Consider the following 21,822-nt stretch of genomic DNA (forward strand, 5'->3'; position numbering starts at 1 on the left):
CCGTCAGATCAGCGGACGCGGCCCGTCCGTCGGGGGCCGCAGGGCCGTGATGCGGCGCTCGACGACGTCGAAGACGTCGGCCTGCAGCCGCTGCGATCGCCGCCAGTCCCCCGGCACCTGGAGCGAGTGGTCGGCACGGTCGACGGTCTGGAGGCGCGCAGCAGTCCCCGAGACCCGCTCGGGCCGCCACATGGTGTCGTCTCCACCCCCGATCGCGACGTGCGCGTCGCTGGCAGCGGCGAGCGCCGTGGCCACGTCGTCGTGGGTGAGGACCGGCGTCAGCCAGACGCCGGGCACCTCGTGGCGGATCGCCCACGGCAAGGCGAAGCAGCCGAACGACTTCGCGACGACGAGGTCCGGTAGCCGGTCCCCCAGGGCGGCGGCGACAGCGGTCTCGACGAACCCGACCGGATCGGCACCGGCAGCGTCGTCGACGTGCCATCGAGGCGCGACGACCTCGCACCCCGACGCGAGAGCGATCTCGTTCGTCCACCAGAGCAGCGGCGCCTGTTGCCCGTAGCCGGCGCCGGCGAGCACCAGGACGAGCGGACGTCGGTCGGCCTCGTTCCCCATGCGCCGACAGTAGCCACACGCAACGCCGACGGGAACGGAGGGCGATGTCGGCACCCCGTGCGACGATCGGGACCGTGCCGTTGAACTTCACCGCGATCGACTTCGAGACCGCCAACAGCTCGCCCGCCAGCGCCTGCTCCGTCGGGCTCGTGAAGGTCCGCGCCGGCCGGGTGGTCGATCGGGCGTCGTGGTTCATCCGCCCGCCGTTCGGGCACGACGCCTTCCTGGAGTGGAACACGCGGATCCACGGCATCGTCGCCGAGGACGTCACGCACGCCAAGACGTGGGAGCAGCAGTACCCCGACCTGGTGGCCTTCGCCGAGGGTGACGTCCTGGTGGCGCACAACGCCCGCTTCGACATGGGTGTCATCGCCGGTGGGTGCTCCGCGACGGGAATCGACCTGGCCGAGCACCACTCGCTGTGCTCCCTGGCGGTGGCCCGCAAGACCTACACGCTCGACTCGTACCGTCTGCCGGTCGCCGCGATGGCCGCCGGGTTCGAGGGCTTCCAGCACCACGACGCCGCCGCCGACGCCGAGGCCTGCGCCGCGATCGTCGTGCACGCTGCCGGGCACCACGGGGTCGAGACGGTGGAGGCGCTCGGCGCGGTGACCCGGGTGACGATCGCCCCGGTCCGTGCGCGTGCCGAGAAGCCGAAGGCCGCGAACCAGCCGCGGCTGTCGAACCGGCCGATGGTGTTCGCCGACTGACGGTCTGCGCTGGCTGAGGGTCTGCGCTGTCTGACGGTGTTCGCCGACTGACGCAACGCCCGCTGCGCGCGGCCGGGGTGTCACATCCCCGGTGGTATTGTCACGACAATGCCGTCGGCACCGACGCCGGCATCTCCGCACGTGTGAAGGACCGCGATGACCAACGAAGGCCAGCTGCCGTCCGACCTGTTCATGGACCTGGACCGGTCGGGTCCCATGCCCCTCTACTTCCAGGTCGCCTCGCGCATCGAGGAGTCGATCCGCTCCGGCGCGATGCCTCCAGGGGCCCGGCTCGAGAACGAGATCGCCCTCGGTGAGCGTCTCGGTCTGTCGCGGCCGACGATCCGTCGCGCGATCCAGGACCTCGTCGACAAGGGTCTGCTGGTGCGCCGCCGGGGCATCGGGACCCAGGTCGTACACGGGCCGGTGACCCGCAAGGTCGAGTTGACGAGCCTGTACGACGACCTGGCGCAGGGTTCGCAGGCTCCGGCGACGAAGCTCCTGCAGCGCAACGACGTCCCCGCGTCCGACGAGGTCGCCGCGGCACTGAGCATCGAGCCCGGCACGACCGTCGCGCACATCCGGCGGGTGCGGTTCGCCGAGGACGTCCCGATGGCGATCCTCGAGAACTACCTGCCGCCGGAGTTCCTCGACCTGACCGACGAGGACCTGCAGGCGTACGGGCTGTACCAGCTGCTGCGCGGCCGCGGCGTGACGATGCGGGTGGCGAAGCAGCGGATCGGCGCCCGTGCGGTCACCGACGAAGAGGCTGGCCTGCTCGAGATCGAGGACGGCGACCCGGTGCTCACGATGAGCCGTACCGCGTACGACGCCTCGGGCCGTGCGGTCGAGTACGGCGTGCACTGCTACCGCCCCGACCGGTACTCGTTCGAGGTCACGCTCGTCGACAAGTAGGCCGCTCGTCGAGGGGTCACGACACGCTGTCGGCGGAACTGAGCGGGGTGTCGTGACCGCCCCGCCTGCGGCCCTGCACCGGCCTCAACCGAGCGCGGGCACCCCGAGCTCGCCCGTGACGTACTGGGCACGCCCGAACCCGAACGACCAGTCCTGCGGCCCGTTCTCGACGTAGCCGATGAAGACGTCCTCGGACGCGACACCGATCGCCGCGAGGGCGTCGTGGATCGCCCGGTACAGCGCCGCCTTCGCCTCGTCGGTCCGCCCGCGCTGCGTGAACACCTGGATGACGATCACGCCCTCGCTGCGCTCGAACCCCAGGCCGGCGTCCTCGGCGATGATCTGCTGCGCCGGGTGCTCGGTGATCACCTGGAACCGGTCACGCACCGGGATCCCGTACACGTCGACGATGGCCTGATGGATGGCGTCGGCGATGCCACGGACGGCCTCCGGCGTGCGGCCGGTGGCGAGGTCGATACGGACGAGCGGCATGGTGCCTCCTGGTTACTCGGACCTTGTCCTTACATACTAACAAGCGGAGGCGGCCACGTGTCTAGAACCTCGGCGTCGGTGCCCCGTACGTCAGCGGCCCGTCGACACGAGCGACGTCGTGCCACGCGCCGTCGACCAGCGAGGCCTCCGCCGCCTCGACGATCGACGCGGCAGCCAGCCCGTCGGCGACCGAGGGTGCGAGCTGCTCTCCGCGCTGCACGCTCGCGATGAACTGCGCCGCCTCGATCGTCTTCAGGTCGTCGTATCCCATCGCGGTCCCGGCGCCGGGCTGGAAGCGACCGAAGTCACCGTCCCCGGGAGCGACGTAGTGCGTCGCGTACCCGTCGACCTCCTGCCCGTCCAGGTACACCTCGAGCTCGTTGAGGCGCTGGAAGTCCCACCGGACCGAACCGCGGGTGCCGTAGATCTCGAGCGTGTACTCGGCGTGCGGCCCACGCATGACCCGACTCGAGTCCATCGTGCCGACCGCACCGTCCTCGAACCGGAACAGCAGCGCGGCGTAGTCCTCGTTCTCGACGGCACCGAGCTCGCCGGTCGCCGCGGCGCTGCGGTCGACGATGCCGGCACCCGGACGGGGGCGCGACTCGATGAACGTCTCGGCGAGCGCACTGACCGAGGCGATCCGTCCGACCACGTACTGCGCCAGGTCGAGCCCGTGCGACAGCAGGTCGCCGAGCACACCCGATCCGGCACGCTCACGCTCGAAGCGCCAGGTCAGCGGTGCAGCAGGGTCGGACGAGTAGTCGGCGAGCAACGATCCGCGCACGTTCATGATGCGCCCGAGCCGCCCGCTGCGGACGAGTTCACGGGCGCGCTCGATCGCCGGGGCGTGCCGGTAGTTGAAGCCGACGCTCGTGATGACGCCGGCCCGCTGCACGGCCTGGTGGATGGAGCGCGAGTCGCTGGCGTACCGGCCCATGGGCTTCTCGATCCAGAACGGCTTGCCCGCCTCGGCCGCGGCGACGGCCATCTCGCTGTGCAGGAAGTTCGGCGAACAGATCGACACGACGTCGACCGCCGGGTCGGCGAGGACCTCGTGGTAGTCGGCGACGGCCCGCTCGTACCCGAGCCGCGTCACCGCCTGGTCACGGGCCGCCTCGATCGGGTCGGCCGCGACGACGAGCCGCGGCTGGACGCCGAGCTCCGGGAAGTGGTCCGGCAACGCTCGGTAGGCACGCGAGTGCAACCGCCCCATCCAGCCGACCGAGATCAGCCCGACGCCGATGCTGTCCATGGAGAACTCCTTCGTTCAGGTGACGCGCATTGGAGCGCGACAACGAGCGTAGCCGATGCGGCGGACTTTGTCAGCACATGACGCAACCGCCTGGAGGCCCGGTGCCGGTCTCGGGGACCGGCACCGGGCCTCCAGGCTGGTGCGTCAGCGCGCGGGGCGCGACCCGTGGTTCCGACTGCGGATCGCACTACGCATCAGATCGCGTCTCAGACCGCGTTTCAGATCGCGGGGACGATGATGTCGCGGACCAGGGCGTCGAGCTTCGCGTCGGCGTCCAGGAACTGCCGCAGCGTCGTGACGGTCGCACCGAAGCGGTCGAACTCGTCGATCGTCATGCCGTCCACGTCGTAGCCGCGGGCGAACTCCGGCGTCGCGGCCCGGAGCGCCTCGATGACGTGCACGGGGACCTCGTCGTCGATGGCGTGCGGACGGAACGGGAACGCGTTGTCGTTGATGTCCTTCGTCCACTGGAACGGCGGCGACACCACCAGGTCCCCACCCTGGAACTCCGACCACTGCAGTGCGTTGCGGAACGCGGCGACCAGCACACGCGAGCGGAACCCACGCTCCTGGAAGACGCGGTAGGCGTTCTTCACCGCGGCGACACCGGCCCACTCGAGGATGCCCGGGTCCACCATCACGTGGTCACGCTTGACGACGGTCTTCAGCCAGTCGTCGAAGCGGCCGGCCATCAGGGTGACGACGTGGCCGAACTCCTGCTCCGGCAGGCCCTCGGCGGCACGGCGGTCGAGGGCGCGCTCGATGGCCTCGCCCACGGCGACGACCTGCGGCACCGTGAAGGACACCGTGGCGTTGATCGAGACCCCGCGGTAGGCGGCTTCCTCGATCGCGGCGATGCCCACCTTGGTGGCGGGGATCTTCACGATGATGTTCGGCGCGAGCTGCGAGAACCGGACGGCCTGCTCGACGAGCGCGTCGGCGTCGCGGTGGAACCGGGGGTCGGTCTGCATGGACAGTCGACCGTTCCGGCCTCCGGACGCCTCGAACGCGGGCAGCAGCTGCGCCGCGGCGGCGATGGAGAGCTCCTCGACGGCCTTCCAGCCGATCCAGGACTCCCCCGCCGTCGGGTGCTCCTCGGCGATCTCGCGGATGCGCGGGACCCAGGTCTCCGGGTCCTGCTGGATGCAGGTGTACGCGATCACCGGGTTGCAGGTCGCACCGACGGCGCCGTACTCGTGGATGGCGGTCGACAGTTCGCGCGGGTCGGCGGAGTCGTTCCACAGGGCGGTGGGGGTCTGCTCCGCGGCCTGCAGGGTGACGGGACGGGAGTCGGCGTCGGTGAATGCCTGCGTCTCGAGGGTGGTGGTCATCGGTGGAGTCCCTTCGTGATCGTGTCGAGCTGGAACCGCGACACCGCGTCGGCGTTCTCGTCCTCGGCGAAGACGCTCGAGACCGCGACGGTGTCCTCGCGCGCCGAGAAACCGACCCGGTCGAGCGCCGCCCAGAAGGCGTCGAAGTCGACGTCCGCCTGGCCGACCGGCAGGTGCTGGTGCACGCGGACCGGGTTGCCGGGCGGGTTCGTGATGTAGCGCAGGCCATGGGAGCGACGGTGGTCGTACGCGTCGGCGACGTGGACCAGCTGCAGCGAGTCGCCGGCTGCGTCGATGATCTCGTCCATGTTGCCGCCGTAGTGGAACGTGTGGCAGGCGACGTACACGAAGCCGACGTGCTTCGAGTTCAGGCCGCGGATCACCCGGAGCGCCTCGAGCCCGTCCTCGACGAAGTCGTCGGGGTGCGGGTCGATGAGCACACGGATGCCGGCGTCCTCGATGATCGGGAGCAGTTCCTCCATCGACCGGTAGAACTGGTCCTCGGACTCCTCGGCACGCTCGGGGCGGCCGGAGAACTCCGTGTTGATGGTGTCCACGCCGAGGCGCTTCGTGATCTCGATGACCCGCTTCCACTTCCGCACCGCAGCCTGTCGGGCGTCCTCGTCCGGACCCGACCAGCGCAGCACGGGCAGCACGCTCGCCACCTGGACCCCGGCGTCCCGGCAGGCCGCGGCGAACGCGTCGACCAGGTCGTCGTCGGCCTTGGGGTGCCGGTAGAAGGGGATGAAGTCCTTGTGCGGGGTGAGCTGCAGGTACTCGTAGCCGAGCTCCGCGACCTTGCGCGGGAACTCGAGCAGCGACAGGTCGTGGTGGAACGGGGTCGGGTCGAGCGCGATCTTCGGCATCGATCAGGCCCCGGTGGGCGCGGCGGTCGCGTCGCTCGTCGCGTCGCTCGTCTCGTCGTAGAACGCCGGCTTCGTGACCGCGTACTCGACCACTTCGTGCGCGCCGGACTGCTGGGCCCGGACCGCCACCTCGGCGACGACGGACGCGGTGTAGCCGTCCCAGGCACTCGGCCCGTCGATGCCACCGGTCCGGGCAGCGTCGACCCAGCGCTGGACCTCTTCGTCGTAGGCGGCACCGAAGCGCTCCTTGAAGGACGGCGTGACGCCCTGCGAGGTCGCTCCGGCTGCGACGAGCGAGAGCGACGTGTCGCGGCCGATGTACGCGACACCGGACTCGAACACGGCGTCGGTGGTGACCTGGTAGCCGAACTGGGCGTTGACGTTGATCTCGACGATCGCCATCGTGCCGGACTCGGTGGTGAACAGGACGAACTGCGGCTCGGGCAGGTCGGCCGGCGCGAGGGAGTTCTTGCGCGGCTTCTTCACCTCGACGCTCGTGATGGCTTCGCCGGTCAGGAACGGGATGATGTCGATCTCGTGGATCACCGAGTCGTGGATGAGCATCGACTCACTGAAGTTCGGCGGCGTCGTCGGGTTGCGGTGCGCGTGGTGCAGGGCGAGCAGGGCGCCGTTCGCCCCCGACTCGCGCAGGGCCTTGAGCTCCTGGTACCCGGCGTCGAACCGGCGCATGAAGCCGACCTGGATGACGGGCCGGGCGGCGTGCTGCTGCTCGAGCTCGACGATGCGCAGCGAGTCCTCGGCGCTGGTCGTCAGCGGCTTCTCGCACAGGACGGTGAGGTCGCGCTCGAGCGCGGTCACCAGGATCGGCTCGTGCAGGAAACCCGGCGTCGCGATGATGACGGCGTCGATCTCGGTCTGCTCGAGCGCCTCGTCGAAGGACGCGGCGGTGATCGCGCCGGGCGCCAGGGCGGCTGCCGCAGCGGCACGGGCCTGGTCGGGCTCGACGACGGCGACGACGTCGGCGTTCGAGATCTTGGCGGTGATGCGACGGACGTGGTCGGCGCCCATCATGCCGGCGCCGACGACGGCGACCCGGAGGTTCTGCGTGGTGGTCATGGTGGTGTTCTCCTGGTGGTTGTTGACGCTGCGTGGGCGGCGCGTCAGGAGGCGCGGGCGGCCGAGGTCGAGCCGAAGATGTGCTGGAAGGTGCGCTCGGCGATCGGGCCGGGGGCGTCGACGGAGCAGCCGTACATGTCCTGCTCGACGATGCCGAAGACGTCCGGGTTGATCGCGGCGACGGCCTCGATGATCGGGGCGAGCTCCGGTGTGCCGTGCGGCGGCTCGGTCATGATGCCCTGCGACACGGCGGTGGCGAACGGCACGTCGTTCTTGAGCACGTCGAACAGCAGGTCGGTGTCGACCTGCTTGAGGTGCAGGTAGCCGATGCGCTCCGGGTGGGCGGCGATGAGCTTGAGGTTGTCGCCGCCGTAGTAGGCGAAGTGGCCGGTGTCGAGGCAGAGGTTGGTGTACTCGGGGTTCGTGACCTCGAGGAACCGCACGGTCTCCTTGTAGGTGCCGACGTGGCTGTCCGCGTGGGTGTGGAACTGCTGGTGGACGCCGTACTCCTCGAGCAGCGCCTTGCCGAGCTGGTCGTGGCCCTTGCCGAGACGCTCCCACTGCTCGTCGGTGAGCGTGCGCGCCTCGAGCACCTCTTCGGTGGCGTCCGAGCGCCACAGGTCCGGGATCGTCACCAGGTGCTCGGCGCCGAGCTTCGCTGCCAGACCGGCGACCGCGACGGCCTGGTCCCACGCACGCTGGAACTGGTCCTCGCCCTTGTGGAACCCGGTGAAGACCGTGCCAGCCGACAGCTTGAGCCCGCGGGACTCGAGCTCGTCGGACAGCTGCGACGGGTCGGTCGGCAGGTACCCGTACGGGCCGAGCTCGATCCACTCGTACCCGGCGGCGGACGCCTCGTCGAGGAAGCGCTGCCACGGCACCTGCTTCGGGTCGTCCGGGAACCAGACGCCCCACGAGTCCGGGGCGGTGCCGATGCGGATCGAGGCGGGCGCCGCGTCGGTGGCGGGGCTGCCGATGGGGGTGGCGGTGTCGGTCATGACGTCGCTGTCGCTTTCTGTCTCGTGAACGGTTCAGCCGAGCAGCGGACGCTGCGTGGCGACCTGCTGCTCGTACTCGGCGCGGGCGGCCTGGGTGCTGGGGAGGGTGGAGGTCTGCGCGACCGGCACGTCCCACCAGCCGTCGCCCTCGGGGGCGTAGACCAGCGGGTCGGAGTCGATGTGCACCAGGGTGGTGTGGTCGTTCGCCTTCGCCTGACGCAGTGCGGCCTTGAGGTCTTCGATGCTGTCCGGGCCGGGCTGCACTTCGATGACGTCGACGCCGTACGAGCGGGCGTTGGCGGCGAGGTCGACGGGCAGGGGCTCGCCGTTCTCGAACGACTCGGTCTCGTCGAGGTACCGGTACTTCGTACCGAAGCGCTCGGAGCCGACGGTCTCGGACAGGTGCCCGATCGACGCGTACCCGTGGTTCTGGATGAGCACGACGATGATCTTGATGCCCTCGGCCACGGCGGTGACGAGCTCGGTGTGCAGCATGAGGTAGCTGCCGTCACCGACCATCACGATCGCGTCGCGGTCCGGAGCCCCGCGTCGCACCCCGATGCCACCGGCGATCTCGTAGCCCATGCACGAGAACGCGTACTCGACGTGGTACCCGAGCTCGTCCCGCACCCGCCAGAGCTTGTGCAGGTCGCCGGGCAGTGAGCCCGCCGCCTGGATGACGACGTCGCGCGGGTCGGAGACCGACTGCACGGCGCCGATGATCTCGGGCTGACCGGGCAGGTCCGCGCCGGACGGCGCGAACGCGCCGTCGACGGCGGCGTCCCACGCCGACTTCAGCGAGGCGATCTCGGACGCGTAGCCGGGCTCGACGACGTACGCCGTGTCCGACGTGAGCGACTCGGTCAGGGCGACCAGGGCCTCCCGGGCGTCCGCGATCAGCGGCAGCTGCGAACCGTGCTTGTAGGCGTCGAACGCGGCCACGTTGACGTTGACGAACGTGACGTCGGGGTTCTGGAACGCCGTCCGCGACGCCGTGGTGAAGTCGCTGTAGCGGGTGCCGATCCCGATGACGACGTCGGCCTGGGCGGCGATCGCGTTGGCGGCCGCGGTGCCGGTCGCGCCGATGCCGCCGAGGTACTGCGGGTGGTCCCAGACCAGGGATCCGCCGCCGGCCTGCGACGTGCCGACCGGGATGCCGGTGGCCTCGACGAAGGAGCGGAGCTCGTCGGCGGCGTCGGAGTACAGCACCCCGCCGCCGGCCACGATGACGGGACGCCGGCCGGCACGGATCGCGGCCACGGCCCGCTCGAGCGGGCCACGCTCGGGCAGCGGACGGCGGATGTGCCACTCGCGCGGCTGCAGGAACGCGACGGGCACGTCGAACTCCTCGGCCTGGACGTCCTCGGGCAGGGCGATCGTCACCGCACCGGTCTCGGCCGGGTCGGTGAGGACCCGCATCGCGGCGAGGGCAATCGAGAACAGCTGCTCCGGACGCTCCACCCGGTCGAAGTAGCGCGACAGCGGACGGAAGGCGTCGGTCACCTGCAACGACGTGTCGTGCGGCAGCTCGATCTGCTGGAGCACCGGGTCCGTGGTGCGCGTGGCGAAGGTGTCCGACGGCAGCAGCAGTGCCGGCAGCCGGTTCGTGGTGGCGAGCGCCGCGGCGGTCAGCATGTTGGCGGCACCCGGGCCCACAGACGCGGTGGATGCGTAGGTCGCGCGGCGGCGGTGCATGCGGGCGAAGCCGACGGCCTCGTGCACCATCGCCTGCTCGTTGCGAGCCTGGTGGTACGGCAGCAACCCGGGCTGCTCGACGTGGAGCTGCTTGATGGCCTGACCGACCCCGGCGACGTTGCCGTGCCCGAAGATGCCGAAGATCCCCGGGATGGTGCGTTCGCGGACGTCGCCGTCGACGGTCCACTGGTTGGCCAGGAACTCGACGAGTGCCTGGCCGACCGTCATCTTCCGCGTGGTGGTGGTCACGCCTGCTTCCTTTCGTAGGGCAGTCGTGGGTCGATCGATTCCGATGCCCACGCCTGCCGGACCCACCCGTGGGCGGGGTCGTCGGTGATGTTCCAGACGCGCTCCGGGTCGGGCCCGGCCATCACGTTCAGGTAGTACATGTCGTAGCCCGGAGCGGCGACCGCCGGACCGTGCCAGCCGTACGGCACCAGGGCGACGTCGCCGGTCCGGACCTGCCGGAACTCGTCGATGGCGCGGTCGTCCGAGGCGTACGTGCGGTGCAGGGCGAACGGGTCGGCGGCCTCGGGCGCGATCGACTCGAGCCCACGGGACACCGCCGCCTCGTAGTAGTAGATCTCCTCGAGGTTCGACTCAGAACCGGGCACGTTCGTATCGTGCTTGTGGGGCGGGTACGACGACCAGTTGCCGGCCGGCGTGATCACTTCGCACACGATGAACTTGACAGCGTCGAGCGCGGCCGGGGTGCCGAAGTTGTGCACCTGGCGGCTCGACTGCCCGGCGCCGCGGAGTTCCACGGGCACGTCCGGCCGGGCCACGTAGGTGGTCGGCTTGACGGTGTCGGTGGGGGCTTCCGCGACGGCGAACCGGCCACTGCCGGTGATCGTGGCCGCGGAGCCCGATCCCAGGTACAGGACGTCGGTGGGGCCGTCGAAGACGCTCCCCCGCCCCTGCAGGGTCTGCTCGCCGTCGCCGGCAGCGCTCGAGTGGGTCACGTGGAACGACCCGGCGAGCGGCACGACGATGCGCTCCACGGCGTCGGCCGGGAGGCGCAGCTCGCCCCCGTCGGTCAGCGCGCCGGTCCGGAGTCCGGTGTGCGCCCACCCCTCGATCCGACCGTCGACCACGTCGGTCCAGCCCGCCTCGGGCCGGGAGCCTGCCGGGATGAACCACTGGTCGTGCTGGTGCTGTTCGTTCGCCATGCCGCGGGTCAGTTGTTCGACGGGAAGCCGAGGTTGATGCCGCCGTGCGACGGGTCGAGCCACCGGCTCGTGATCGCCTTCTGACGGGTGAAGAAGCTCACGCCGTCGGCGCCGTACGCCTTGTGGTCGCCGAACAGCGAGTTCTTCCAGCCGCCGAACGAGTAGTAGGCGACGGGCACCGGGATCGGGACGTTGATGCCGATCATGCCGACCTGCACATCGCGCTGGAAGCGTCGGGCGGCGCCACCGTCGTTCGTGAAGATCGCGGTGCCGTTGCCGTACGCGCCGGAGTTGATGAGCTCGAGGCCCTCTTCGTAGGTGGCGACGCGGACGACGCTCAGCACCGGACCGAAGATCTCCTCGGTGTAGACGCGGCTGGTCGTGGGCACCTGGTCGATCAGCGTCGGGCCCAGCCAGAAGCCGTTCTCGTCGCCGTCGGGTCGGACGGTGCGGCCGTCCACCACAACCACCGCACCGTCCTGCTCTGCGACCTCGATGTACGAGGCGACCTTGTCACGGTGCTGCTTCGTGACGAGCGGCCCCATGTCGCACCCGCGACGACCGTCGCCGATGCGCAGGGTCGCCGCGCGGTCCTTGATCTTCTGGATGAGCTCGTCGGCCACCGGCTCGACGGCGACGACGACCGAGATCGCCATGCAGCGTTCACCGGCCGAACCGAAGCCGGCGTTGATCGCGTTGTCGGCGACCAGGTCGAGGTCGGCGTCCGGCAGGACGAGCATGTGGTTCTTCGCGCCGCCGAGGGCCTGCACGCGCTTGCCGTGCTTGGTACCGGTCTCGTAGACGTACTGCGCGATGGGCGTGGAGCCGACGAACGAGATCGACTCGACGTCGTCGCTGGTGAGCAGGCCGTCGACGGACAGCTTGTCGCCGTTGAGCACGTTGAAGACGCCGTCGGGCAGCCCGGCCTCCTTGAACTTCTCGGCGAGCCAGATGGCGGCCGACGGGTCCTTCTCGCTCGGCTTCAGCACGACGGTGTTGCCCGCGGCGATCGCGATCGGCAGGAACCAGAGCGGCACCATCGCCGGGAAGTTGAAGGGGCTGATGATGCCCACGACGCCGAGCGGCTGGCGGATCGAGTAGACGTCGATGCCGGTCGAGACCTGGTCGGAGAACTCACCCTTCATCAGGCTCGGGATGTTGGTGGCGAGCTCCACGACCTCTTGCCCACGGGCGATCTCGCCCATGGCGTCGTCGAGGACCTTGCCGTGCTCGCTCGTGATGATCTCGGCCAGCTCGGCCTTGTCGCGGTTCAGGATCTCGCGGAACGAGAACAGGATCGCCTGGCGCTTGGCCAGTGACAGGTTGCTCCAGCCGGGGAACGCCGCCTTGGCGCTGCCGATGGCCGCCTGGATCTCGGACTCGTCGGCCAGCGCGACCTGCTTGGTCGCGACGCCGATCGCCGGGTCGTACACGGGGGCGGTGTTGCCCGACGCGGATTCGACGCGCTTGCCGTCGATCCAGTGCCCGACGGTGGTGGTGGTCGTGTCGGTGAGCGTCATGCGTTGCTTCCTTCCGAGATGGACGAGTCCATGGTGGTGGCGCCCGCGAGCCGAGCGGCTGGGTCGTGGGCATCTGTGGAGAACCCGCCCCGGGCCTCCTGGCTGTGGACGAGACCGGCGGCCACGTCCACGGCGGCGGCGACGTCGCCGTCCGAGGGGTAGAGCAGGGTGCGTCCGACGACCAGGCCGCGGACGCCGGGCAGGGCCAGGGCGTCAGCCCACTTGGCGTACGTCTCCAGCGGGCGCGAAGCCGGGTCGCCGCCGAGCAGCAGCGTCGGCAGCGTCGTCGCGGCCATCACGCGCTCCATGTCGTCGACGACGGGGATCTTGAGCCAGCTGTAGGCGCTGGACTCGCCGAGGCCCGCAGCGATCGCCATCGAGGTGATCACGGCATCGGCCGACAGGTCGTTGACGACCCGGCCGTCCCGCCACTCGGACATGAACGGCTCGAGCATGATCGGCAGCTGGAGCGCCGCGGCCTCGCTGACGGCGCGGGCCGTGGCCTCGAGCGTCGGCGCGGTGCCCGAGTCCTCCAGGGCGATGCGCACCAGCAGCTTGGCGAAGTCGAGCCCGGAGTCCTTGATGGCCTGCGCCGAGTACGCCGTGTACCGGTCGTCCATCTCGAACGTCGCGCCGCGGAGTCCACCGCGGTTCATCGACCCGACGACGACCTTGCCGTCGAGGGCGCCGAGCAGCGCGAGGTCCTCGAGGATGTCGGGGGTGCCGAGCACCCCGTCGACCCCCGGCCGGCCGAGGGCCGTGACGAGCCGCTCGAGCAGGTCGTAGCGGTCCGCCATCGCGGACTCGTCGTCACGCACCGCCAGCGCACCGCGTGCGGGGTGGTCGGCGGCGACGATGAAGAGCTTGCCGTCGTCGGCGAGCAGGGAGCGCTTGCGGCGGGCGTCGAGCGTGGCACGCACCAGGTCCGGCTGGCCGGCACGGATGTCGCGGAGGCGCTGGAAGTCAGCGGGGCTGAGCTCAGGCATGGGTCTTCTCCTCGGTGTGCGTCTCACCCGTGTGCGTCGCACCCGTGTGCGTCGTGCCCTCGGCCGGGTTGTCGGTCAGGAACTGTTCGATCTCGTCGCTCGTCGGCATCGCCGTCGAGCACTCGAACCGCGTCGCGACGATCGCGCCGGCGGCGTTGCAGAACGCCAGGATCCGCTCGAGACTCCAGCCCTGCAGCAGCCCGTGGGTCAGCGCGCCGCCGAAGCCGTCGCCCGAGCCGAGCCCGTTCACGACGTCGATGTGGTGCGGACGGAACTCGACGAACTCGTCGCGGGTCTTCGCCAGCACGCCCTTCGGCCCCTGCTTGACGATCGCGATCTCGACACCGCGGTCGAGCAGCGCGTCGGCGGCGCGGACCGGGTCGGTCTCGCCGACCGCCACCTCGCACTCCTCGCGGTTGCCGACGGCGACGGTGGCGTGCTCGAGGGCGATCGCGACCTCGCGCGTCGCGGCCTCGGGGCTCGACCAGAACATCGACCGGTAGTCCAGGTCGAGCACGGTGTGGGTCTTCGTGCTGTTCTGCGCGGCGGACCGGGCTTCGTACGCCACGTGGTGCGCCTGTCGGCTCGGCTCCTCGCTGAGGCCGGTCACCGTGGTCCAGAAGATCTTCGCGCGCTCGATCTCGTGCAGCGGCAGGGACTTCGCCGTGATCATCAGGTCCGGCGCCTTCGGGGCCCGGTAGAAGTAGAGCGGGAAGTCGTCCGGCGGGAAGATCTCGCAGAAGGCGACGGGGGTGTTCAGCCCCTCCACCGTCTCGACGAATGCGTTGGCGACCCCGTACTCGGGCAGCGTGCGGGCGATGTACCGGCCGAAGGGGTCGTTGCCCGTCCGGGTGATGACCGCGGCGTCCGCGCCGTGTCGAGCAGCGGCGATGGCGACGTTCGTGGCGCTGCCGCCGACGGACTTCGAGAAGGTCGAGACGTCCTCGAGCGGGCCGGTCTGCTGCGGGTAGATGTCGACGCTGACGCGTCCCATCGTGATCACGTCGTAGGCGTGGGGAGCTTGGTTCGTCATGCGACGCGGTGGACCTTCCGTGCGGCTTCATCGGCGGACGATCACGACTGTACACCCTGTTTGCCCTAATGTCATGACATGGATTCCGTGGTCCGTCACGTTGGTCCCGTGGCGCTGGTCACGCTGGTTCTGCGGGGCGCGCCGGAGTGCCGGGAGGCGCGGTGTCGGTGGGTTCTGCCAGGGTCGCGACATGCAGATCCTCGCCCTGGTCATCGGTCTCGTGATCGGCATCGCCGTCGGTGCGGTCGTCGCCTGGTCGCTCGCCCGCTCGCGCGCGGGCATCGACGCCGCGTCGGCCCGCGCGACGGCCGAGGCACTCCGCGGCCAGCTCGAGGCAGTGCGGCGCGACGCCGAGGAACGCCTCGACGCCCAGGACACGCAGTACCGCCGCCAGGTCGACTCGCTCGAGCGGCGCTCCGCCGAGCTCGAGCACCTGGTGCAGCGCATGCACGGCGTCGACGCGGCACGGAACCAGAACGAGTCCAAGGTGCTCTCCGCGCTCAGCCCCGTGGCGCAGACGCTCGACGTGATGCGCACGAAGATCGCCGAGCTCGAGCAGTCGCGGAGCGAGCAGTACGGCGCGCTGTCGGCGCAGCTCCGGTCGGCCGCCGAGTCGGAAGAGCGCCTGCGCGCCACTGCCGACACCCTGGCCAGCGCCCTGTCGTCGAACAGCACGCGCGGCGTCTGGGGCGAGACGCAGCTGCGCAACGTGGTCGAGGCCGCCGGGCTGCTCGAACGCGTCGACTTCGACGTGCAGTCCTCCGTCACCACCGCCGTCGGCTCCGCCCGCCCGGACATGGTCGTGCACCTGCCCGGCGGCAAGACCATCGCCGTCGACGCCAAGGTGCCGTTCAGCGCCTACCTGCAGGCCGCCGAGATCCCGGCGACCGCCACCGGTGCCGAGGCAGCTCGACGCGACCAGCTCATCGCCCAGCACGTCAAGACGCTCCGAGCGCACGTCGACGCCCTCGCCGCACGGGAGTACTGGACCGGCTACGACGCCTCCCCCGAGCTCACCGTCGCCTTCATCCCGTCCGAGTCCCTCATCTCGAGCGCCCTCGCCGCCGACCCCGGGCTGCTCGACCACGCCTTCCGCAAGCGCATCGCACTCGCCTCACCCGTGACCCTGTGGTCCGTGCTCAAGACCGTGGCGTTCTCGTGGCAGCAGGACGTCGTCTCGCAAGAGGCCCACGAGCTCTTCAAGGTCTCCCGCGAGCTCTACGGCCGGCTGTCCACGATGGCCGGGCACGTCGACAAGCTCGGCCGCTCGATCCGGGGCTCCGTCGTCGACTACAACCGGTTCGTCGGGTCCCTCGAGCGCCAGGTGCTGCCGAGCGCCCGTCGGCTGTCGCTGCTCGACGAGTCGAAGGTCATCGCCGACCCGTCGTCGATCGAGGACGAGCCGCGGCTGCTCACGGCGCCGGAGCTCGTCGGCGCCGTCGACGAGGACTGAGCCGCTCGCTACGATCGATCGTCATGGGGGAAGCACTGCAGAACCATCCCGGCGACCGCGAGTTCCCGGTCCGTCCACGCTGGCGGCACCGGGCGATGGTTGCCAAGGCGCGGAAGCAGACCGGGCGACGACGGGACCGCGCCGCAGCGTGGATCATCATGGCGGTCGCGATCGTGGCGTTCTTCGTCGTGCTCCTGATCTCGATCCTCGCCCCGTACGACGTCCGGCAGCACTTCGGGTACGGCATCCAGGCGGTGTGGCGCTGCTTCCTGATCGCCGTCGTCGTGTGGTTCGTGCTGACCTTCATCACCTCGCTCCGTGACATCGGGCTGCCGGTGCGGGAACAGCGGCGGTACCGGGAGCGCACCGGCGCCCGCGAGCTGCCCGTCCGCCGACTGCAGCAGCTGGCGCTCGCCTCGTTCGGCGACTTCCACGAAGGATGGTGGCCGGCGTCGCTCGCCCCGTACGGTTCGCGGGTGGAGCTCGGCGGCGAGTACCTGCAGGACACCACGCCGTCGCCCTTCGTGACGATCCCCCTGCCCCCGCTGACGTTCCTGCGCCGCGAACTCGACGAGACCTACAAGATCGCCAGCGGGCGGGACGCACAGGCCTTCGCCGTCGACCTGCTCGGCCCGAAGAGCGTGTCGTGGCAGTTCCTCGCGTTGAGCCGATCCGCCGAGGGTGAGACCCGGCTCACCCGGCTGTCCTCACTGCTCGGCACCGACCCGTGGGCAGGCTCGAGCCTGCTCGAACGCCGAGCGGACCGCCCGCCGAAGCTGCTCTGGTCGATGGACGTCAAGAACGCGGTCACCGCCGTCCGAGGTGCGTACGCCGCCGGGCTCCTGAACGAGGACGATGCCTGGTCGTCGATCGACCTGGTCTCCGATGTCGCCTTCACCCTGTTCGACTCGTGGGACGACTACTTCGACAACCTGCGGGCCGCGTACGCCCTGGTCTACGACGAGCTCAAGACGGTGCAGGAGTTCGATGCCGGGCGGCGTGAGCTCTTCGCCTCGAACTGGCCGGTCACGCGGCTGCCGTGGCCCGCGTCGCCCGGAGCTCCACTGCCCCGAACCGTCAGCGACCCGCTGTGGGCGGACGAGGACGACGCGTCGGTCTCCTGACCACGACAGGATCACCGTCGGGGCGACGGCTCATGCGTCGGAGTACCCGGGGAGCGCGCGGACGGCCTCGGCGTTGCGGTCCCACTCCGCTGCGATCCGCCCGATCGGCCACGCGTCAGACCCGCCGAACAGCCACATGGTCCCCAGGATCACCATGTCCGATGCGAAGGCGGCGAGGTGCCCCGAAACCGGCATGAACTCGTCCATCTCCCGTTCCTCGGCAGACCGGTCGATGTGGTGCCGAAGCGCCTTCCCTTGCATCAACGGCTCTCGCACCGTCCATCCGGCAGTCCGTGCCGCAACCGATGGTGGGTCGGAGTCGCGAGCGGCTGCGAATGCCACCGCCGCGTAGGCACCACGCTGCCTCGTCCGTTGGGTGTGGGACACACCCTCGTCAGGGACGCGCAGCGCGCGTGCCGCCGTGCTCACACGGGGAGCGTCCCCGTAGACCGCGATCAACACCGATCCCCAGATCAGCGCAGCCCCGCCCGGAACCGTGACGAACGACTTCACCCGAGCCGCCTTCTCGAAGGCGTTCCGGACCTGCTTCGGAACGTCCATCGAGGACGGATCGAGCGCTGTGCGGAGTACTTCGACGTCGATCACCTTGAACCACCTTCGTTCGTGTCGCGACCAGGAGCCTTCGCAGCGACAGGGCGCTGCTCGACCGCCAGTTGACCGCCTTCACCGAGAGTCTCGCTGGGAGGAGTGCACGCGATTGCCCCGTCGACACTCGTTCCTATCGTTGCCTCACCTGGGCTGCCCGACCAAAGATCTGTCGAACTTCACAAGAGATCCGCTGGGAGGAAGGGCGACAGAACGTCGTCGAGGTGCGCATCGATGGCACTGGCCACCGCAGGCAGTTCCATCGCCCAGTACCCGATGAAACCTTGACCGTACGAGTCACCGGGTCTGACCCGTTCCAGGGACCCCATCCAGCTCATCGACTTCATACGCGTTGGCCAGTCCGTCAGATAGGTCTGGATCGTGCGGTCCGCTTCTTCGGGCCGTTGAAGAACCGCCAGCAGAGGCCGCGCAACCCTGGGCGTCGAAGCCGCAGGGGATCCGCTGGGAAGGGCCAGCCGGTGTGCAGAAGCAAGAGCCGAGAACAACGGATCCGCGCCCTGCCTGATCACGGACTCGAGTATCGTCCGCGCGCTGTCGTCCCGACCACAGCCCGTCGTGATCCCGAGAAGTTGCAAGATGCTGATGTAGTACTCGTTCCCGTCGCTGAGGCGGGGCGAAGGACCGGCATCGGAGAGCGCGGAGGTGACCCAAGCACGGTACGAGGCCGCGACGGACTCGGCTACATCGCCGATCTCATCGACGCTGACACCTGCGGAGTACTGCACGACCAGATGCTTGAGGCCCATGTGCCATTCGCCGCGCAACGCCCTCAGTCGCTTCTCCGCATCCGTTGCTCGGTGCACCGCTGCCCTGCGCCCCTCCCAGTTGGTTGAGGTGACTTGGATGGCACTCCGCCAGTAGCGACCGTTGAACTCGCTCGCCCGCTGGCGCAGCCCAGCATTCCGTCGGAACAGCGGCATCAGGATCGGGAGGTTTCCGCCGAGATGTACTGAGCGGGAACGAACAAGGCCAGGGTCACCCGGTCGTGCCCCTCCGAGAACTCCACGCCCTCCAGGTGGGCGCGAGCTGCATCGATTCGCAACAGGACGGGAGCGGTGGACTTGCGCCGCCCAGCCTGCAGAGCCAGCTCGCGATCGGTCGTCAGATGCGCGTACTGGCGCCCCATCGGCAAGAGCCCGTCGCGCAGGATCGACTCAGCCGCAGCGGGGGAAGTTGCGTGCCAGAGCACCGGCTGCGGAACGATCGATTGCTTCACGATGCGCTCGTCGATCGAGTGCCCGTACTGGGCACGGATCCGGGCGCCTTCGACGGCGAAGCGCTGCTTGTCGGATCCGACCACCACACGGTGAACATCGTCCTCGGACGCTGCCACGCCCGCCCGCTGCAAGGCGTCTACGAGGTCTGCGAGCGGGACGCTCCCGTCGGCGTCGAGCTCCAGCCCGTACGCACGCGGTTCGTGCCGCAGCGCGTGCGACATCGCCTTGCTGATCGACGTGTCCCTACGAGGCATGCCTCAGTCCTCTTCCCGCTCCGCGACCCACGCTGCTCGATGCTCCTCCATCTCCTCCCACCAGACGTCGAAGGATGTCCACTGACCCCGGTACTCCGTCCCGGGCGAAGCGAACGTGTGGATGATCAGCACGGGAGGGTTGCCCGAATGGTCGCCACCGTCAAAGCAGAACACATCGTCTGTGTCCTGGTGCTTTGCGAAGGGTACGAGGGAACGGGTCGGATACTGCTTCCCAACAATGTCAACCCAGTCCGTTGCCTGGTTCTCGTACTCAGACGTCCACATGAAGGGATCGATTTCGGGAAGCGGGTCCTGTGCAAGGACACGTTGGAATCGTTCGGGATACTGGAATCCCTCAACCGCGATCAAACGCGCTTCGATTTGCCGTTCTTCGACGGTTGTGAGCCTACGTTCCCTCACTGTGGCCCTCCGGTGAGCTTCGGGAGGTCGTGAGACCCGGCTGGCTTCGCTTTCGACCAGTTCGTACCTCAGCGCACTGTCCAAACCTCGGCCGCTCCGGCTTCCCGAAGTTCATCAGCGCTTGAGGTTCAAGAGATCCCGATCATCGAGTTTCCCGAGCTCCGAATCGCGCTCAGTCTCTGGTGTGCGCGTGAGCGTCTCGAGCTCTTCGTCAGTCAGCGGGAGCATCGAGACGAACGTGGTCTGCACTTCACGGCCATCACGACGCGTCGCTGACTCTGCCGGGAGCCACGGATTGACATCGGCGATCAAGCCCGAGATGCGCGTTCCGATGAGAAGCGGTTCGCTGTTCCCGACCAGATCGCCGTAGCTGAACCCGCGCCCGCGTTCAAGGGCGACTTCCAACGCGGTCTGCAGCAGAATGAGCGCGCCTTCCCAGTGGTCAGCTTGCACTGTCACGAGGAGTTCTTGGGGAAACATGCTTGCGATCGGACGCTCAGCCAATCCCGCGGACATCACCACGACGAACGGTTCCTTGGGGCCGGAGATCGCCAGAAGGTCGATCCCATCGACCTCGCCGACCTGCTGCGCAGCATCGACATCGGCTCCGAGGAACGAGGCAATCCATCCTACGTCTTGCACAACACGTGGCAGGGTCATGCACGCTCCTTCTTGGCCGCTGCGTCAAGGGTCTTGATCAGGGGCTTCGGCGCCAGGAATGCTCGCGCGAACCCTTGAGCGGTGAAGCCGTCTGCACCAACCTTGCGGGCTTTGGCTCCGGCACTCAGCATCGCATTTGCACCCGACACCGCGTCGCCCACAGCGAGCGGGTGCGGGTTGGGTCGATTTGGTCGCACAGGAAGAGCACGTCGGACGAGGAGACGAAGCGGGGTCTCCCCATCTACCGTCGAGTTAAGCACGGCCGGATCGGCTCGAACCGCGGCTTGAATATCGGCGAGTGACCCGCGCGCAGCGGCCTCAAACACGACTGATCCATCCCCCTCGTCCTCATCGACCGCCCGATCTCGGTGCAGCGCGGTGATGAGACCGGCGGGCGCGTCCGCAAGGATTCGAGCGTAGCTCAGCGGGGTCGCGCCAAGGTCGTTGACGGAGCAGGGATCGGCTCCGGCAGCGAGCAAGAGGGTCACCGGATCGATTCCGCCGTCACCCGAGTTGGCTACTGCGAGTTGCAGAGCCGTCGACCCCCATCGATCCCGCGCGTCTACCTCCACCCCGAGGTCCAAGAGCGCTCGCATCGCTTGCACCGCACCGTTCTGAGCGGCGAAGTGGAGCGGCGTGATGGCATCAGGGTTCACTCGTGACGCTGCCGACGCTTCGAAACCTTCAGCTGCTGTCCTCGCGATCGCCCTCGGATCGTCGGCCGTGATCGCGTCCCAGAAAGCAGAACTGTCGGTTGCAGTGCTCATCGGTTGATTCTATCCAGCGCTTCCGCGTCCGGCCTCGTGCGCATGCGACATGTTCTCGTCAGGATCCTCGAGTCGGAACTTCTTCGGATCGTTCTCGTGTTCGATGACGCGCCGTCGACTCCACCCGTTCTCCGTGGCATGAATGCGGGTCTCGCTCCACTCGTGGCCAGGGCGGTGCCCGTAATGCACCGCTCCGGCCTCCGGCACAGTCATGCCGGTGTCAGACGGACGACCCGTCTTCGGATCATGCAGCACAGGGTGCCCCTCCGGCGACCGTTTGATCGGGATGACGGTACCGGTACCGGTACCGGAAAGGATGTCACCGTCAGGGGTCCGCTCTGCGTCCCGGATGATCGCCAACTTGGTGTCTTTCCGCAGCTGAACTCTGCTCCGGACGGCTGGGTTGGCGCGCACACGCGCGGCTAGTTCTGGGGAGACGTCCCGCAGCGTTCTCCTGATCTTCGTGCCTGTCTCGACAGCCTTCGTCGAGGCGGCGACCACCTTCGGAGCGCTTGCGAGCTTGCCAGCTACCCGCGCGATGCCCGCTGCCCGTCCCAGGGCACCAGCACCGGGGACGCAGTCGAGCAGGGAGAACGCGAGGTCCCACCCGTCGGCTTCGCCCTTGCTCATCTTGTACAACGTGTCCGCCAACACCACGAGCGCGATCGCCGCGATGACCA

The 21,822-nt window shown here is 69.1% G+C and carries 23 protein-coding genes; 4 read left to right on the forward strand and 19 right to left on the reverse strand.

Going from position 1 to position 21,822, the window contains the following annotated elements:
- Positions 1–3 precede the first annotated feature (3 nt).
- Positions 4–573 carry a hypothetical protein gene (locus tag DEJ02_RS12370; protein ID WP_111033285.1) on the reverse strand — a complete coding sequence of 190 codons (570 nt, stop codon included), beginning with the start codon at positions 571–573 and terminating at the stop codon, positions 4–6.
- A gap of 44 nt (positions 574–617) precedes the next feature.
- On the opposite strand from DEJ02_RS12370, the gene DEJ02_RS12375 reads away from it, so the two are divergent.
- Together DEJ02_RS12375 and DEJ02_RS12380 are read left to right on the forward strand one after the other, a co-directional pair.
- Positions 618–1,283, forward strand: coding sequence for an exonuclease domain-containing protein (locus tag DEJ02_RS12375; RefSeq protein WP_027464531.1), 666 nt, complete (start codon positions 618–620; stop codon positions 1,281–1,283).
- 156 nt (positions 1,284–1,439) lie between these two features.
- Positions 1,440–2,198 carry a GntR family transcriptional regulator gene (locus tag DEJ02_RS12380; RefSeq protein ID WP_027464530.1) on the forward strand — a complete coding sequence of 253 codons (759 nt, stop codon included), beginning with the start codon at positions 1,440–1,442 and terminating at the stop codon, positions 2,196–2,198.
- Positions 2,199–2,282: 84 nt separating this feature from the next.
- On the opposite strand, the gene DEJ02_RS12385 is transcribed toward DEJ02_RS12380, so the two are convergent.
- The 11 genes from DEJ02_RS12385 to iolC form a co-directional block, all read right to left on the reverse strand.
- Complete coding sequence (locus DEJ02_RS12385; protein ID WP_111033286.1) at positions 2,283–2,690, reverse strand: tautomerase family protein; 408 nt, start codon at positions 2,688–2,690, stop codon at positions 2,283–2,285.
- Between the two features lie 61 nt (positions 2,691–2,751).
- Positions 2,752–3,945 carry a Gfo/Idh/MocA family protein gene (locus DEJ02_RS12390; RefSeq protein WP_111033287.1) on the reverse strand — a complete coding sequence of 398 codons (1,194 nt, stop codon included), beginning with the start codon at positions 3,943–3,945 and terminating at the stop codon, positions 2,752–2,754.
- A gap of 218 nt (positions 3,946–4,163) precedes the next feature.
- On the reverse strand, positions 4,164–5,276 hold the full coding sequence (locus tag DEJ02_RS12395; protein ID WP_111033288.1) for a transaldolase family protein: 1,113 nt from the start codon (positions 5,274–5,276) through the stop codon (positions 4,164–4,166).
- Positions 5,273–6,142: a sugar phosphate isomerase/epimerase family protein gene (locus DEJ02_RS12400; protein ID WP_110864413.1), complete on the reverse strand. Its 870-nt coding sequence runs from the start codon at positions 6,140–6,142 to the stop codon at positions 5,273–5,275. The genes DEJ02_RS12395 and DEJ02_RS12400 overlap by 4 nt, the downstream gene beginning before the upstream one ends.
- Positions 6,143–6,145: 3 nt before the next feature.
- Complete coding sequence (locus tag DEJ02_RS12405; RefSeq protein ID WP_111033289.1) at positions 6,146–7,219, reverse strand: Gfo/Idh/MocA family protein; 1,074 nt, start codon at positions 7,217–7,219, stop codon at positions 6,146–6,148.
- 44 nt (positions 7,220–7,263) lie between these two features.
- Positions 7,264–8,217 carry a sugar phosphate isomerase/epimerase gene (locus DEJ02_RS12410; RefSeq protein WP_017887103.1) on the reverse strand — a complete coding sequence of 318 codons (954 nt, stop codon included), beginning with the start codon at positions 8,215–8,217 and terminating at the stop codon, positions 7,264–7,266.
- A gap of 33 nt (positions 8,218–8,250) precedes the next feature.
- A complete protein-coding gene (gene iolD / locus DEJ02_RS12415; protein WP_181440352.1) occupies positions 8,251–10,140 on the reverse strand; it encodes a 3D-(3,5/4)-trihydroxycyclohexane-1,2-dione acylhydrolase (decyclizing) in 1,890 nt (629 codons plus the stop codon).
- A gap of 17 nt (positions 10,141–10,157) precedes the next feature.
- Positions 10,158–11,081 (reverse strand): 5-deoxy-glucuronate isomerase, encoded by a 924-nt coding sequence (gene iolB, locus DEJ02_RS12420; RefSeq protein ID WP_111033291.1) that lies wholly within the window; start codon positions 11,079–11,081, stop codon positions 10,158–10,160.
- Between the two features lie 8 nt (positions 11,082–11,089).
- A complete protein-coding gene (locus tag DEJ02_RS12425) occupies positions 11,090–12,601 on the reverse strand; it encodes a CoA-acylating methylmalonate-semialdehyde dehydrogenase (protein WP_111033292.1) in 1,512 nt (503 codons plus the stop codon).
- Positions 12,598–13,587 (reverse strand): class I fructose-bisphosphate aldolase, encoded by a 990-nt coding sequence (locus DEJ02_RS12430; protein WP_035807563.1) that lies wholly within the window; start codon positions 13,585–13,587, stop codon positions 12,598–12,600. Before DEJ02_RS12430 ends, DEJ02_RS12425 begins: the two co-directional genes overlap by 4 nt.
- Positions 13,580–14,620: a 5-dehydro-2-deoxygluconokinase gene (gene iolC / locus DEJ02_RS12435; RefSeq protein ID WP_110864409.1), complete on the reverse strand. Its 1,041-nt coding sequence runs from the start codon at positions 14,618–14,620 to the stop codon at positions 13,580–13,582. Before iolC ends, DEJ02_RS12430 begins: the two co-directional genes overlap by 8 nt.
- Positions 14,621–14,810: 190 nt before the next feature.
- Between iolC and DEJ02_RS12440 the strand changes: the two genes are divergently transcribed.
- Together DEJ02_RS12440 and DEJ02_RS12445 are read left to right on the forward strand one after the other, a co-directional pair.
- Positions 14,811–16,073 (forward strand): DNA recombination protein RmuC, encoded by a 1,263-nt coding sequence (locus DEJ02_RS12440; RefSeq protein WP_111033293.1) that lies wholly within the window; start codon positions 14,811–14,813, stop codon positions 16,071–16,073.
- A gap of 23 nt (positions 16,074–16,096) precedes the next feature.
- On the forward strand, positions 16,097–17,197 hold the full coding sequence (locus DEJ02_RS12445; RefSeq protein ID WP_111033294.1) for a DUF1266 domain-containing protein: 1,101 nt from the start codon (positions 16,097–16,099) through the stop codon (positions 17,195–17,197).
- 30 nt (positions 17,198–17,227) lie between these two features.
- Here the strand turns inward: DEJ02_RS12445 and DEJ02_RS18495 are convergent, their stop codons facing one another.
- The 7 genes from DEJ02_RS18495 to DEJ02_RS12480 all read right to left on the reverse strand — a co-directional run.
- A complete protein-coding gene (locus tag DEJ02_RS18495) occupies positions 17,228–17,404 on the reverse strand; it encodes a hypothetical protein (RefSeq protein WP_181440350.1) in 177 nt (58 codons plus the stop codon).
- A 578-nt stretch (positions 17,405–17,982) separates the two neighbouring features.
- Positions 17,983–18,744, reverse strand: coding sequence for a PoNe immunity protein domain-containing protein (locus tag DEJ02_RS12455; RefSeq protein WP_111033295.1), 762 nt, complete (start codon positions 18,742–18,744; stop codon positions 17,983–17,985).
- Positions 18,744–19,295, reverse strand: a complete 552-nt coding sequence (locus DEJ02_RS12460) for an RNA 2'-phosphotransferase (RefSeq protein WP_111033296.1) — start codon at positions 19,293–19,295, stop codon at positions 18,744–18,746. Before DEJ02_RS12460 ends, DEJ02_RS12455 begins: the two co-directional genes overlap by 1 nt.
- Positions 19,296–19,298: 3 nt before the next feature.
- Positions 19,299–19,799 carry an SMI1/KNR4 family protein gene (locus tag DEJ02_RS18320; RefSeq protein ID WP_146249283.1) on the reverse strand — a complete coding sequence of 167 codons (501 nt, stop codon included), beginning with the start codon at positions 19,797–19,799 and terminating at the stop codon, positions 19,299–19,301.
- A 30-nt stretch (positions 19,800–19,829) separates the two neighbouring features.
- Positions 19,830–20,375 (reverse strand): suppressor of fused domain protein, encoded by a 546-nt coding sequence (locus tag DEJ02_RS12470; protein WP_111033298.1) that lies wholly within the window; start codon positions 20,373–20,375, stop codon positions 19,830–19,832.
- A complete protein-coding gene (locus tag DEJ02_RS12475) occupies positions 20,372–21,142 on the reverse strand; it encodes an ankyrin repeat domain-containing protein (protein ID WP_111033299.1) in 771 nt (256 codons plus the stop codon). Before DEJ02_RS12475 ends, DEJ02_RS12470 begins: the two co-directional genes overlap by 4 nt.
- Positions 21,143–21,151: 9 nt before the next feature.
- Positions 21,152–21,822, reverse strand: a 671-nt coding sequence (locus tag DEJ02_RS12480; protein ID WP_181440351.1) for a GH-E family nuclease, incomplete at its 5' end; no start/stop codon positions are given.

Origin of the sequence: Curtobacterium sp. MCLR17_042 (assembly GCF_003234695.1) — a bacterium.
Classification (GTDB): Bacteria; Actinomycetota; Actinomycetes; order Actinomycetales; family Microbacteriaceae; genus Curtobacterium; species Curtobacterium flaccumfaciens.